Genomic DNA, 13276 nt, shown 5'->3' on the forward strand with positions numbered 1-13276 from the left:
CTCAGTTGAAACCAGAACAACACGCGAAGGGAGCGCCTGTTATGGCCGAGATTGAACGCGAAGCGATGGAATACGACGTTGTGATCGTGGGCGCCGGGCCCGCTGGTCTGTCAGCCGCCATCCGGTTGAAACAGCTTGATCCCGATTGCAACGTGGTCGTTCTGGAAAAAGGCTCCGAAGTGGGCGCGCATATCCTTTCGGGTGCCGTGCTTGATCCCTGCGGCCTCGATGCGCTGATCCCCGACTGGAAAGAAAAAGGCGCGCCGCTGAACGTACCGGTGGTCGAAGACAACTTTTATGCGCTGGGCGAGGCGGGCGAGGTCCGTATCCCGAACTGGCCGATGCCGAAGCTGATGAACAACCACGGCAATTACATCGTCTCGATGGGCAATGTGTGCCGCTGGATGGCCGAACAGGCCGAGGGAATGGGGGTCGAAATCTTCCCCGGCATGGCCTGCTCCGAGCTGGTCTATGGCGACAATGGCGAAGTCAAAGGCGTGGTTGCTGGTGTGTTCGGTCTGGAACAGGACGGCAGCTATGGTCCCAACACCGAACCCGGCATGGAACTGCACGGCAAATACGTGTTCCTGTCCGAAGGTGTTCGCGGCAGCCTTTCGAAAGAGGTGATCGCGAAATACGAGCTCGACAAGGGCAAGGAGCCGCAGAAATACGGCATCGGGATGAAAGAAATCTGGGAGATCGACCCGGAGAAGCACCGCGAAGGTTCGGTTACCCACACAATGGGCTGGCCGCTCGAAAAGAAGGCCGGTGGTGGCTCCTTTATCTATCATCTCGAGAACAATCAGGTCTACGTCGGCTTTGTCGTGCACCTGGGCTACAAGAACCCGCACGTGTTCCCCTACATGGAATTCCAGCAGTTCAAGCATCACCCGATGGTGGCAGAACTGCTCGAGGGCGGTAAACGCGTGGCATACGGCGCGCGGGCAATCACCGAAGGCGGCTATCAGTCGATGCCCAAACTGGTGGCACCCGGTGTCGCGCTGTTGGGATGCTCGGCGGGTATGGTCAACGTGCCGCGGATCAAGGGCAACCACAACGCGATGCTGTCTGGCAAAGCTGCGGCCGAAGCCGCCTATGCCGCGATGCAGGAAGGCCGCTCTGGCGACGAGTTGCCGGATTACGAGAGTGACGTACGCGAAGGCGCAATCGGCAAGGACCTGTGGAAGGTGCGCAATGTAAAGCCGCTGTGGTCCAAGTGGGGCTTGTCGGCGTCGCTGGCGATCGGTGGTTTCGACATGTGGTGCAACGAGCTTTTCAATTTCTCGCTGCTGGGCACCATGCACCACGGCAAATCCGACGCCGAAGTCACCGAACCCGCGGCCAAGCACAAGGTGATCGATTATCCCAAACCCGACGGAAAGCTTTCCTTCGACCGCTTGACCAATGTGGCCTTCAGCTTCACCAATCACGAAGAAAGCCAGCCTGCGCACCTGCATCTGAAAGACCCCGATGTGCCGGTTCAGGTCAATCTCGAGAAATACGCAGGTCCGTCGGCGCGCTATTGTCCTGCGGGTGTCTATGAATTTGTGACCGAAGACGGCAAGGATCCGCGCTTTGTCATCAACTTCCAGAACTGCGTGCACTGCAAGACATGCGACATCAAAGACCCCAGCCAGAACATCGTCTGGACAACGCCCCAGGGCGGTGACGGTCCGAACTACCCGAACATGTGATCAATTGTAGCAGTCCTTCGCCGATATCGGCGGGGGGATGCCATTGCGCGCTGGTGTGAAAATGATAGCCTCTTGTTCAAGAAACGAGAGGCTATTTTCATGCGTCATGTCCTGTCTACCGTATTCGCGATCGTATTGTGCGCGACCAGTGTCTGGATGACCCCCGGCACGGCAGATGCCAGTTCGTTGGCCGGATCGTATCTGGCGGGGCGGCACGCGTCGGTCCAAAGCGATTTTCAGGCCGCGTCCGACTATTACGGGCAGGCGATGGCGCGCGACCCGGGCAATGCCGACCTGATGGAGAGCGCCGTTCTGGCCTATCTTGCATTGGGCAACATCAGGCAGGCGATCCCGCTGGCCAAGGCGATTACAGAAACCGGGGTGCGCAGTCAGGCGGCGCGGATGGTCATCACCGCCGGACTTGTTGACGAACAGGATTTCGAAACGCTCGCCGGCCGCGAAGTCGAAGATGACGGTATTGGCCCGTGGGTCGACGGTTTGATCAAGGGATGGGCCTATATCGGGATGGACGATGTCCCCGCGGCCGTGGCCCATTTCGACACTTTGGCACAGCAGCCGGGCATGAACGGATTTGTCAGCTACCACAAAGCGTTGGCGCTGGCGAGCGTGGGCGATTTTGCCGGTGCCGAGGCGCTCTTTGAGGCCGACGCACCCGGTGCTGCGGCGCGGACCCGGCGCGGGATCATGGCGCACGCCGAAATCCTGTCGCAACTGGGCCGCAACGAAGACGCACTGCGCGAAATACGCGCCAATTTCGGCAATTCGACCGACCCCGAGCTCGATATCATGATCGCTGCACTCGAGGCCGGTGAGACGCTCGAATTCACGCATGTGCCCAACGCCCGCGCGGGCATGGCCGAAGTGTTTTTCACCTTCGGCGCGGTGCTGCAGGCGGAACAGGCGGGTGACTACTACACGCTGCTGTACACGCGGGTCGCCCGCTATTTGCGCCCATCTCACATGGATGCCCTGCTTCTTACGGCCGATCTGCTCGAAAATCTGGGTCAGTACAAACTCGCGATCGCCGAATACCGCGCGGTCGCCGCGGATCATCCCGCTTATCACGCTGCCGAACTGGGGCGCGCCGCAGCTTTGCGCCGGATGGAAAAACCCGAACAGGCCATCGAGGTGCTCGAGCAGTTGACGCGCAGCCACGGCGATCTGGCGATTGTCCATTCCACGCTTGGCGATGTGCTGCGTGCCGAAGAGCGTTACGCCGAGGCGATCGAGGCATATGACATTTCGCTTGATCTGACTGCACCGGATGTCAATTCGCGCTGGTTCCTGCACTATGTGCGCGGCATTTCGTTCGAGCGCAGTGGCGACAGCGACGCGGCAGAAACGGACTTCCGCGCGGCACTGGCCATCAATCCCAATCAACCGCAGGTCCTCAATTATCTTGGGTATTCACTGGTCGAACAGCAGCGCAAACTTGACGAAGCGTTGGAAATGATCGAGCGCGCCGTCGCTGCAAGTCCGGACAGCGGCTATATCGTCGACAGTCTGGGGTGGGTCTATTACCGGCTTGGCCGATACGAAGAAGCGGTCGACCAGATGGAGCGCGCGGTGGAACTGGAGGCGGTTGACCCGGTCGTCAACGATCATCTGGGCGATGTGTATTGGGCCGTTGGCCGCTACCGCGAGGCCGAATTCCAGTGGAAACGGGCTCTGTCATTCCTCGAGTTCAACGGCACAGACACCGAAGCGGATCCCGATCGCATCAGGCGCAAGCTCGAAGTCGGGCTGGATGCCGTTCTGGCCGAAGAAGGCGCAGAACCCTTGAAGGTCGCCAATGACGATTGAGGCTTTCGCGCCTGCCAAGATCAATCTGACACTGCATGTCAAAGGCCAACGGGCAGATGGCTATCATCTTCTTGACAGCCTCGTTGTGTTTGCAGATATCGGCGACACGTTGACCCTCACCCCCGCGGAGCGGATGTCTCTGACCGTTGATGGTCCGTTCGCGAAGGGCGTACCTTGCGATGCGCGTAATCTGGTCTGGCAGGCGGCTGTGCAGGCCGGATGGACGGGCCAAATAAAACTGACCAAAAATCTGCCGCACGGCGCGGGGATCGGTGGCGGATCGTCCGATGCGGCCGCCGTCCTGCGCAGCCTCGACCGCGGTGCGCGGGCGCTTGAGCTGGGCGCCGATGTGCCGGTGTGCCTATCGAACGGGCCGCAGCGCATGCAAGGCATCGGGGAAGTTCTGACGCCGATCGAAGGCCTGCCGGATGTGTGGCTTCTGCTGGTCAATCCGGGCGCGCATGTCCCGACGCCAGCGGTGTTCAGGGCGCTGCCGCGGAAGGACAACGCCCCTATGCCTGACACCATCCCGTCGTTTGCCGACGCCTTGTCGTTTGTCGACTGGTTGGCAGATCAGCGCAACGATATGCAGGCGGCTGCGGCCACATTTGTACCTGCCATTTCGGATGTGCTGGATACGTTGAACGACGCCTTGCTGCCCAGGATGTCGGGTTCGGGGGCCACATGCTTTGGTGTCTACGCGACAGCGGCCGGTGCGCAGGCGGCACAGGACCGTATCGCGAAAATGCACCCGGACTGGTGGGTCGCGCGCGGGCGCATGCTCCGGTAATACTCAGGTGATGCGGCTGACCACGTAGTCGGCGATGTCGATCAGCATATGCTTGATCTCGTGATCCGGGAGAGGCGCCAAAGCCGATTTCGCCGTTTCCGCCCACGCACGCGCGTCTTTTTCGGTGGCATTCAGGGTATCGTGCCGCTGCATCAATGCCAGCGCATGGTCGAGATCGCCGTCTTCCTGCTTGCCAAGCTCGATCGTCCGCTTCCAGAACGCGCGCTCTTCGTCATCGGCGCGTGCCACGGCTTTGATCACCGGCAGGGTCAGCTTGCGTTCCCGAAAATCATCTCCGATGTTCTTGCCGGTCGCGTTGGTCTGCCCGCGGTAATCCAGCAAATCGTCAACGATCTGGAAGGAGATACCCAACGCATCCCCGTAGTCGAAAAGGGCGCGCACGTGATCTTCGGGTGCATCGGCAATGACACCGCCCACTTCGGTCGCGGCAGAAAAAAGCGCCGCCGTCTTGCCCCGCACCACCTGCAGATAAACCGCCTCTGTCGTGGCCAGATTTTGTGCCGCAGTCAGCTGCAGAACCTCGCCCTCCGCAATTGTCGCGGCAGCGTTCGACAGGATCCGCATCACCCGCATGGACCCCGGTTCGGTCATCAACTGGAAGCTGCGTGCAAAGAGATAGTCGCCCACCAGAACGGATGACTGATTATCCCACAAAAGATTTGCAGTAGGCCTGCCACGCCGCTGTTGGCTTTCGTCGACCACATCGTCGTGCAGCAAGGTCGCCGTATGGATGAATTCGACCGTGGCGGCCAGATGGACGTGATAGGGGCCGGTGTAGCCCGACAAACGTGCCGCGGCGAGTGTCAGCATGGGGCGCAGACGCTTGCCGCCCGCGTCAACCAGATGCGCTGTCACTTCCGGGATACGTGGGGCATGCTCCGACGCCATGCGCTCGCGGATCAGCGCATTCACCGCCTGCAGGTCATCGTGAAGGGCCTCGGCCAGCCGATCATGAGGTTTTTGGCGTGTGTCCTGGCGCATTGTCTTTATCCCCATGGGCGCTCGACATCTCAAACGCCCGTGCTTACATCACTGATATGAAGGAACTTTTGCGCAGCACTGATCCCACGATCATCGCATTTGCCTCTGCTCTCTTGCAAGGCGAGGATATAGCCTGCTTTCAGATGGACGTAAACATGAGCATACTCGAAGGCGGCATCGGGATATTCCCGCGCCGGTTGATGGTGCGTACCGATGATCTTGATGCGGCGCAGCGCGTGATGCGGGACAATGAAATCCCGCTCGGATTGTGACCCAGAGTGCGCTGACGCATGACGCCTTTCTGGGGGGTAAGCTGCACTTGTGGCAGCGTCGCGATGGATACCGTGCAGGCGTGGATGCGGTGCTGCTTGCGGCGACAGTGACCGCGACTGCCGGTCAGTCGGTTCTGGAACTTGGTTGCGGTGTCGGTGCCGCGTCACTGTGTCTTGGGGCGCGCGTGGCCGGTCTGGACCTAATCGGCGTTGAGCGTGAAGAGACCTATGCCGCACTCGCCCGGCGCAACGGTTTGAACGCTGTTACCTGTGACTTCACGCAGATGCCGCTCGATCTTCGGCAGCGGCAGTTCGATCACGTGCTGGCCAATCCGCCCTACTACCGTCGGGATGCTTCTGTGGCCGCCCGTAACACCGCCCGCGAGGCGGCGCTTGGCGAGGATACGCCTTTGTCCGATTGGGTCACCACGGCCGCGCGCAGGCTTGCGCCGGGAGGGCACGCGCATTTTATCCACCGCGCCGAACGTTTGCCCGAGATACTTGGGGCTTTGCCCCATGATATGGGCACGATCAATGTCTTGCCGATCGCGCCACGCGAAGGGCGCAAGGCCGAACTGGTCATTCTACGGGCGCGCAAGTCCGGTCGGGGAGATTTTACCCTGCATGCGCCACTGGTGATGCATGCGGGTGCTGCGCATCAGGACGGCGATAAGTATACGCCACGTGTCCGTGCAGTGCTGCGCGACGGTGCCCCGCTCACCTTTTAATCCTTGGGTAACCATGGGGTCAGGAAAGCTGCCGATTTGCTGCTGTGCGGCGTGACTTTGGCGGCAGGTCATGCTTGTATGAAAATGCATTTTAACAACTGGAGGAAGTATGTCCCTTAACGCACATCTCGAGACGTTGAAGAAAAAGCACCATGACATGAGCGAAGCAATCGAAGCTGCACAACGCTCTCCGGCGACGGATGGTCTGGAACTGACCGATATGAAGAAACAGAAGATGCGACTTAAGGAAGAAATTACGCGACTATCGGCGTAATCAATGACGTGAAAAGCTGGCGCGCGCTGCAATCAGCGCGCCGCCGGTGACCAGCAGCGTTGCCCACACCAGTGTTGTCGTGGCTGCTGCATATCCTGCCACCACCAATATCAGCGTAGACAGCAACGGCGCCGCATAAGAACTGGTGCCAAGCAGTTGTATGTCGCCGCGTTTGCAGCCGATGTCCCAGACGTAAAACGCAAGCCCGACAGGTCCAAGCCCTAGCCCGGCGATCGACAACCAGCCCCAGGCGCCCTGGGGCCAAACCGTCGTCTCCAGCGCCAAGTGCAATGGCAGGGACAGCGCGGCAGTGCCGAGGCAGAATATCGTGACGCTCGCGGTCGGTGCATTGCCGACAAGACGCGAAAGCACCGAGTAACTGGCCCAGGTAAAGGCGGCTAGCAGCGCCAGCGCATAACCCGGCATGTTCTGCGCGCTCAGGCCTGACCCGCCGCCGGAGATGATCAAAGCGGCACCGGCAAAGCCGAGAACCGCGCCGATAACATGCCCCGCACGCAGCCTTTCTCCCGGCAACAGGCTCGAACCCACAACAATCAGTAGGGGCCAGAGGTACGCGATCAACCCTGCCTCGGCCGCGGGCGCCAGACGTAGTGCAGAGAAATAGAGCAGGTGATAGGCAAATAGTCCGAGTGTGCCAAACAGATAGACCCGTATCGGTACCGCACGCATCTGCGCCCAACTGCCCGTGGCGGTGGCCCAAACCAGACCGACCAATCCACCGATCCCGAAGCAAAGCGTGTTTAGCAACAAGGGCGGTGTCGGGACGGACCCGACGGTGAAGAGCGCCAGCAATGCCCACAGAAGGACGGCGATGAAACCAACGGCTGTGGCGGCGGTGCGGGTCATGTTTCTGTCAACGGTACGATCCTGAGGCTGCGGGTGATATGGGCTGTCTTTTCGATCTCGTGCAACATCCAATCACGGAAGGATTTGATCTGGGGGCGATTTTCCCAGCCTTCGGGGCACAAAAACCTGAATCGGGCCCCCGTGCCAAGCGCAACGTCAAAAGGTGCCGCCAATCTGCCGTCGTCGATATCCTTGACCACCAGTGCCCGTCGCCCCAGCACCACACCGACACCTGCCAGCGCTGCATCCAATGCGTGATCGGCCTGCGAAAACCGTGGGCCGTTTGTTGGCGTGAAATCGATACCCATCTGTGCAAACCAGCGCGTCCAATCGACGGGCGGGTCAAGAAAGCTGATGGAATCGTCAAAGATGATTGGCGCATCCCGCAAGCTCTCTGCCGTTGGATAGCGGGCGGCAAGATCGGGCGTCATCACGGGCATGACCCATTCTTCCGCCAGAGGACAACTGTAAAGCCCCGGGTCGCTCCCCCGTCCAAATCGAATGGCGACATCGACGTTGTCGCGGGCAAAATCCATGCGTTGAAGGCTCGCGGCAAAGCGCAGTTCGATTTCTGGATGGGCTTGCGCAAATTCGAACAAACGGGGGGCCAGCCATTTCGAGGTAAATGCCGGTCCTGCGGTCACCGTGAGGGTCTGTGTATCAGTTGTGCGCTGCGCCGCGCGCCATGCGGCTGCCAGCAGTTGGAACCCTTCGGCTGCGCCTTGCGCCAAGGCCATGCCTGCGTCGGTCAACTCGACCTTGCGGTTGAGGCGGCGAAAGAGAGGCGCGCCCAAATGCTCTTCGAGCGATTTGATTTGAAACGACAGCGCGGCAGGCGTGACAGACAATTCAGCAGCGGCCATCGCAAAAGACATGTGACGGGCGGCGGCATCAAAAGCGCGCAATGCGGTGAGCGGAGGCAGGCGGTTTGACATGGCTCAGTTAAGTACATCTTAAGTGAGCCGTTGGAAAGTCTCGTTTGTCAGAGCGTATGGGGAGGTTCATATTGAGGTCAAGTTAAGCAAATTGATCCGACGCCATTCACACAGGAGACATTTTCAATGTTCGAAGCCACAACAAACCCCGCCGCACGCACCGCCATGCAAGCCGCACACGCCGAACGTGGCCGTGCACTGGCCGCATTTTTCTCGTGGTTGCGTCATCCGCTGACGCACTAACGAAAACGAGTTTCCGCTGAAGGACTGCAGCTTTCTTACGGAATGAAAAAGGGGCCGGTGGTGATCCACCGGCCCCTGATCTGTCCAGGTGTCCGGATCAGACGAAGAATTGCGCACCATTTGCCGAAATGGTCGATCCGTTGATAAAGCCGGCATCGTCAGCGACGAGGAAGGCAACCGCACGTGCGATTTCCTCGGGTTCGCCCAATCGACCGGCGGGGATCTGCGAAATGATGCTCTCGCGCACCTTTTCGGGAACTGCCATCACCATGTCCGTGCCGATATATCCGGGGCAGACTGCATTCGCGGTGATGTTCGCGCGCGCGCCTTCCTGCGCAAGCGATTTCACGATGCCAAGGTCGCCCGCTTTGGTTGCGGCATAGTTGACTTGGGCAAACTGCCCTTTCTGACCATTGATCGAAGAGATCACCACGATACGGCCAAATTTGCGCTCACGCATGCCAGGCCAGACGGGGTGGATCGTGTTGAACACACCCGTCAGGTTTGTGTCGATGACCTGGTGCCACTGCTCGGGCGTCATTTTGTGGAACGGCGCGTCGCGCGTGATCCCGGCGTTGGCGACAACAATATCTATCGGTCCGAGATCGGCTTCGACCTTTTCAATGCCCGCTTTGGATTCGTCATAGTCTGCGACGTTCCATTTGTAGGTTTTGATGCCCGTTTCTTCTGTGAACTTGCCCGCTGCCTCGTCATTGCCGGCATATGTGGCGGCAACGGTGTAGCCTTCGGCCTTCAGTTTTGTGGAAATGGCGGCGCCGATCCCGCGGCTGCCTCCGGTGACAAGTGCTACTCGGGACATATTGTCTCCAATTCTATTGGTATTTTTGTGTCGTGCTGGGCGGTAGCTGCGCAATCTTGTTGCGCAGCTATATTCCTATTAGGGCCGTTCGAGGCACATGGCAACACCCATGCCGCCACCGATACACAACGTCGCGAGGCCTTTTTTCGCGTCACGCCGCTTCATTTCGAACAGCAATGTGTTCAGAATACGCGCGCCGGATGCACCGATAGGGTGACCAATCGCGATGGCGCCGCCATTGACGTTCACAATTGCCGGATCCCACCCCATGTCCTTGTTGACGGCGCAGGCCTGGGCGGCGAATGCCTCGTTTGCTTCGACAAGATCGAGATCTTCGGCCTTCCATCCCGCTTTTTCCAGCGCTTTGCGCGAAGCGTAGATCGGGCCGACACCCATGATCGACGGATCCAGACCGGCGGTCGCGTAAGAAGCAATCCGCGCCAGCGGCTCAATGCCGCGTTTATCAGCTTCATCCGCGCTCATCAGCAGGGCTGCAGCGGCGCCGTCATTCAGGCCGGATGCGTTCGCCGCTGTGACAGACCCGTCCTTGGTGAATGCAGGACGCAGTTTTTGCATCGCGTCCATCGTTGCGCCGTGGCGAATATATTCGTCCTTGTCGACAATGGTGTCGCCCTTGCGGCCCGGCACAGTGTAGGCAAAGATTTCGTCATCGAACTTTCCTGCCTTCTGTGCGGCTTCGGCCTTGTTCTGCGATGCAACGGCGAATTCATCCTGCTGGTCGCGGCTGATCTGCCATTTTTCGGCAACATTCTCGGCGGTCTGGCCCATGTGATAGCCGTTGAACGCGTCCCAAAGGCCGTCTTTAATCATTGTGTCGATCAGCTTCATGTCGCCCATTTTCTGACCGGCGCGCATGGCTTGGGCATGGGGGGACATCGTCATGTTTTCCTGACCGCCCGCCGCTACGATCGACGCATCGCCCAGTTGGATATGCTGTGCACCCAGTGCCACGGCACGCAGGCCGGAGCCGCATACCTGGTTGATGCTCCAAGCAGCCGATTCGATGGGCAAACCTGCATTGATGTGGGCTTGGCGTGCGGGGTTCTGGCCCTGCGCTGCGGTCAGCACCTGACCGAGGATCGTTTCGGACACATCGGCGGCGTCGATGCCCGCGCGTGCGACAACCTCTTTCAAAGCCGCGGCTCCGAGGTCATGCGCGGGGGTGTTGGCGAACGAGCCACCGAAACTGCCAACGGCAGTGCGGGCGGCTGAGGCGATTACGACATTTGTCATTGATTGTGGTCCTCACGGTATAACGGTATAACTGACAGAGGACTAATCAGCCTGACGCAGGTCTCGGGTGTATTGCGTCAGCTCCCCCGCCTTCCAGCCTCACGCTTATCTTATCGAAGGAGCGGCTTCAACCAATCGGGCCGGGGCATCACCGGTTCGGGCCGAACGGCAAACGCGGACATGCGCGTCATGCGCTGGCCTCTCGCGGTGGTGGGGCGGCCCACTCGGGTTGCGTTGTCGGCGCGGCAAAATAGTAGCCTTGCAAGCAATCGACCCCCATGTCGGCCAAAACCAAGGCGTCCTCGTGGCTTTCGACAAACTCCGCAACGGTGAGCATGTCGAAGTGCCGCGCTATTGATAGGAGAGCGCCCACAAGTGCCCGGTTGTCTGCATCATGGGCAATGCCGCGGATGAACTGCCCGTCGATTTTCAGGATATCAAAGTAGAAATCCTTGAAATAGCGGATCGCCGTGTGGCCCGCCCCGAAGTCATCCAGTGCAAAACAAATGCCGTGCGGTTGCAGACGGTCCATGAAGTCGATGACCAACTCGGGCATCACCATCGCACTCGTTTCGGTAATCTCGAGGATGAGGCGCGGACCGATGGTAGGATCGATCGCCAGAGCGCGGTCCAGAGTGCGTTTCCACGGCTCGTACCCGATGGAGCGCGCGGACATATTCAACGCGAGCCGCAGACCCGGCGTTTCGGTCAAGGCCGCCAGCCCGTGTTCGAGCGAGAGCACATCGACCGCACGGCCGGTTTCCGTCTTTTCGATTGCATCGATGAATTGGCCTGCCGGAATGACCCGACCTGTGTCGTCGAGCACGCGGATCAATCCCTCATAGAAAGCAGGTTTGCCCATCGCATCGCTGCGCATGACGGGCTGATAAGCCAGAAGCGTTTGCCCGTGGGCGACGGCATCGTTGACAAGCGTCAGGGCGTTTTTGTCGCGCTGCTGTATGGCAAAGTTCAAGGGGTTCTCGCTGCCTACAGGGATATTGGCAAGCCGACGCTTGCCCATACGGGTCACTCGGTTGGGGGGATTCGGCACGCGGACCTCCTGTGTGGCAGACACGGGCACTTTCGCGGGCGATGCGCTAAAATGGCGTTAATATTCCCATTTTGTTCTAATTTTACGAAAACCTGATATGACAGCGAAAAATGCGAGGAATACAGATGCCGCGATGTGACTGGGCGGGACCCGAAGACATTTATATCGACTATCACGACACCGAATGGGGCATGCCGCAAACCGACAGTCGCGCCCTGTGGGAGGCGCTGATGCTCGAGGCGTTCCAGTCAGGTCTCAGCTGGATCACGATCCTGCGCAAACGTGAGAATTTCCGCCGTGCCTTTGATGGGTTCGACCCGCATAAAATCGCCAATTGGGGTGAAGATGACATCGCCCGCCTGCTCGATGACACGGGCATCATCCGCCACCGCGGAAAAATAAGCGCAACCATAACCAGCGCACAGGCGTATCAGCGGATCGAGGCCCGTATCGGCTTTGCAAAGTTTGCGTGGTCCTACGTCGACAGCGCACCGCTTCAGCCGCAGCGATGCGGGCTGTCGGATGTGCCCGCGAAAACAGCTTTGTCCGAGCAGCTTTCGAAAGACCTCAAGAAGGCAGGGTTCAAGTTTTGCGGCCCCACCGTCGTTTATGCGTGGATGCAGGCAAGCGGTATGGTCAACGACCACGTGACAACCTGCGCACGGCACGCCGAATGCCGTGCTTTGGCACCTGCGGCGACGCGGGCATTAATCCGTTAGTATTTTGTGACAGGGGGCGGTTGACTCCGCCGTACGCGCCCGTATAAGCGCGGCTTCATTGGTGTTGGTGGCCCCCGCAAGGGGATGCCTGTCGGGGGTTCGCCCCAAAGGACAACGCCCTTTATAATCTAAAGGAGAACAGCCGTGACAAAACGCACCGCTGCCAAGTACAAGATCGACCGCCGCATGGGCGAAAACATCTGGGGACGTCCGAAATCCCCGGTTAACCGTCGTGAATATGGCCCCGGCCAGCACGGCCAGCGCCGCAAGGGTAAGATTTCCGATTTCGGTATCCAGCTGCGCGCCAAGCAGAAACTCAAAGGCTACTACGGCGATCTGACCGAAAAGCAGTTCCGCCGGATCTATGCCGAAGCAGAGCGCGTCAAAGGCGATACCGGTGAGAACCTGATCGGCCTGCTGGAGCGTCGTCTGGACGCTGTCGTGTACCGCGCCAAGTTCGTTGCAACCGTTTTTGCGGCCCGTCAGTTCGTCAACCACCGCCACGTGCGCGTGAACGGCAAGCTGGTGAACATTCCTTCTTACCGCGTGAAAGAGGGTGACGTCATCGAAGTGCGTGACCGTTCCAAGCAAATGGTTGCCCTGATCGAAGCGACACAGCTGCCAGAGCGTGACGTGCCCGACTATATCGAGGCTGACCACTCCAAGATGACAGCGACCTTTACACGCACGCCGTCGTTGGGCGATGTGCCGTACCCTGTCATGATGGAGCCCAACCTCGTGGTTGAATTCTACGCGAAGAACTAATCTTCGCCGACAGATTGATTTGCGAAACGCTCCGCTGG

At 59.5% G+C, this 13276-nt stretch carries 14 protein-coding genes; 8 read left to right on the forward strand and 6 right to left on the reverse strand.

Features of this window, described 5'->3' with window-relative positions:
- Positions 1 to 41: 41 nt before the first annotated feature.
- From K3756_RS03640 to K3756_RS03650, 3 genes are all read left to right on the forward strand, one after another.
- The gene (locus K3756_RS03640) at positions 42 to 1694 is read left to right on the forward strand and encodes an electron transfer flavoprotein-ubiquinone oxidoreductase (RefSeq protein WP_259991003.1); all 1653 of its coding nucleotides are present in this window, start codon (positions 42 to 44) and stop codon (positions 1692 to 1694) included.
- 99 nt (positions 1695 to 1793) lie between these two features.
- On the forward strand, positions 1794 to 3518 hold the full coding sequence (locus tag K3756_RS03645; protein WP_259991005.1) for a tetratricopeptide repeat protein: 1725 nt from the start codon (positions 1794 to 1796) through the stop codon (positions 3516 to 3518).
- The gene (locus tag K3756_RS03650) at positions 3508 to 4308 is read left to right on the forward strand and encodes a 4-(cytidine 5'-diphospho)-2-C-methyl-D-erythritol kinase (protein WP_259991007.1); all 801 of its coding nucleotides are present in this window, start codon (positions 3508 to 3510) and stop codon (positions 4306 to 4308) included. Before K3756_RS03645 ends, K3756_RS03650 begins: the two co-directional genes overlap by 11 nt.
- A 3-nt stretch (positions 4309 to 4311) precedes the next feature.
- On the opposite strand, the gene K3756_RS03655 is transcribed toward K3756_RS03650, so the two are convergent.
- A complete protein-coding gene (locus tag K3756_RS03655) occupies positions 4312 to 5310 on the reverse strand; it encodes a polyprenyl synthetase family protein (RefSeq protein WP_259991008.1) in 999 nt (332 codons plus the stop codon).
- A 56-nt stretch (positions 5311 to 5366) separates the two neighbouring features.
- On the opposite strand from K3756_RS03655, the gene K3756_RS03660 reads away from it, so the two are divergent.
- The 3 genes from K3756_RS03660 (at position 5367) to K3756_RS03670 (ending at position 6584) form a co-directional block, all read left to right on the forward strand.
- On the forward strand, positions 5367 to 5582 hold the full coding sequence (locus K3756_RS03660) for a DUF2007 domain-containing protein (protein WP_259991009.1): 216 nt from the start codon (positions 5367 to 5369) through the stop codon (positions 5580 to 5582).
- The gene (locus K3756_RS03665; protein WP_259991011.1) at positions 5579 to 6310 is read left to right on the forward strand and encodes a tRNA1(Val) (adenine(37)-N6)-methyltransferase; all 732 of its coding nucleotides are present in this window, start codon (positions 5579 to 5581) and stop codon (positions 6308 to 6310) included. Before K3756_RS03660 ends, K3756_RS03665 begins: the two co-directional genes overlap by 4 nt.
- Before the next feature lie 109 nt (positions 6311 to 6419).
- The gene (locus K3756_RS03670) at positions 6420 to 6584 is read left to right on the forward strand and encodes a YdcH family protein (RefSeq protein WP_259991013.1); all 165 of its coding nucleotides are present in this window, start codon (positions 6420 to 6422) and stop codon (positions 6582 to 6584) included.
- Here K3756_RS03670 and K3756_RS03675 read toward each other — a convergent pair whose 3' ends face one another.
- The 5 genes from K3756_RS03675 to K3756_RS03695 all read right to left on the reverse strand — a co-directional run bounded on the left by K3756_RS03675 (position 6585) and on the right by K3756_RS03695 (position 11724).
- Positions 6585 to 7451, reverse strand: coding sequence for a DMT family transporter (locus tag K3756_RS03675; RefSeq protein WP_259991015.1), 867 nt, complete (start codon positions 7449 to 7451; stop codon positions 6585 to 6587).
- Positions 7448 to 8386: a transcriptional regulator GcvA gene (gene gcvA, locus K3756_RS03680; protein ID WP_259991017.1), complete on the reverse strand. Its 939-nt coding sequence runs from the start codon at positions 8384 to 8386 to the stop codon at positions 7448 to 7450. The genes K3756_RS03675 and gcvA overlap by 4 nt, the downstream gene beginning before the upstream one ends.
- Before the next feature lie 340 nt (positions 8387 to 8726).
- Positions 8727 to 9449 (reverse strand): acetoacetyl-CoA reductase, encoded by a 723-nt coding sequence (gene phbB, locus K3756_RS03685; protein WP_259991019.1) that lies wholly within the window; start codon positions 9447 to 9449, stop codon positions 8727 to 8729.
- A gap of 78 nt (positions 9450 to 9527) precedes the next feature.
- The gene (locus K3756_RS03690) at positions 9528 to 10703 is read right to left on the reverse strand and encodes an acetyl-CoA C-acetyltransferase (protein ID WP_259991021.1); all 1176 of its coding nucleotides are present in this window, start codon (positions 10701 to 10703) and stop codon (positions 9528 to 9530) included.
- A 187-nt stretch (positions 10704 to 10890) separates the two neighbouring features.
- On the reverse strand, positions 10891 to 11724 hold the full coding sequence (locus K3756_RS03695; protein ID WP_259993476.1) for an EAL domain-containing protein: 834 nt from the start codon (positions 11722 to 11724) through the stop codon (positions 10891 to 10893).
- Between the two features lie 155 nt (positions 11725 to 11879).
- Here K3756_RS03695 and K3756_RS03700 point away from each other — a divergent pair, with 155 nt between their 5' ends.
- Both K3756_RS03700 and rpsD read left to right on the forward strand, forming a co-directional pair.
- Complete coding sequence (locus K3756_RS03700; RefSeq protein WP_259991023.1) at positions 11880 to 12473, forward strand: DNA-3-methyladenine glycosylase I; 594 nt, start codon at positions 11880 to 11882, stop codon at positions 12471 to 12473.
- A gap of 144 nt (positions 12474 to 12617) precedes the next feature.
- The gene (gene rpsD / locus K3756_RS03705) at positions 12618 to 13238 is read left to right on the forward strand and encodes a 30S ribosomal protein S4 (protein ID WP_259991025.1); all 621 of its coding nucleotides are present in this window, start codon (positions 12618 to 12620) and stop codon (positions 13236 to 13238) included.
- The last annotated feature ends 38 nt before the right edge of the window (positions 13239 to 13276 follow it).

The sequence above is a fragment of the Sulfitobacter sp. S190 genome (assembly GCF_025141935.1).
Taxonomy (GTDB): domain Bacteria; phylum Pseudomonadota; class Alphaproteobacteria; order Rhodobacterales; family Rhodobacteraceae; genus Sulfitobacter.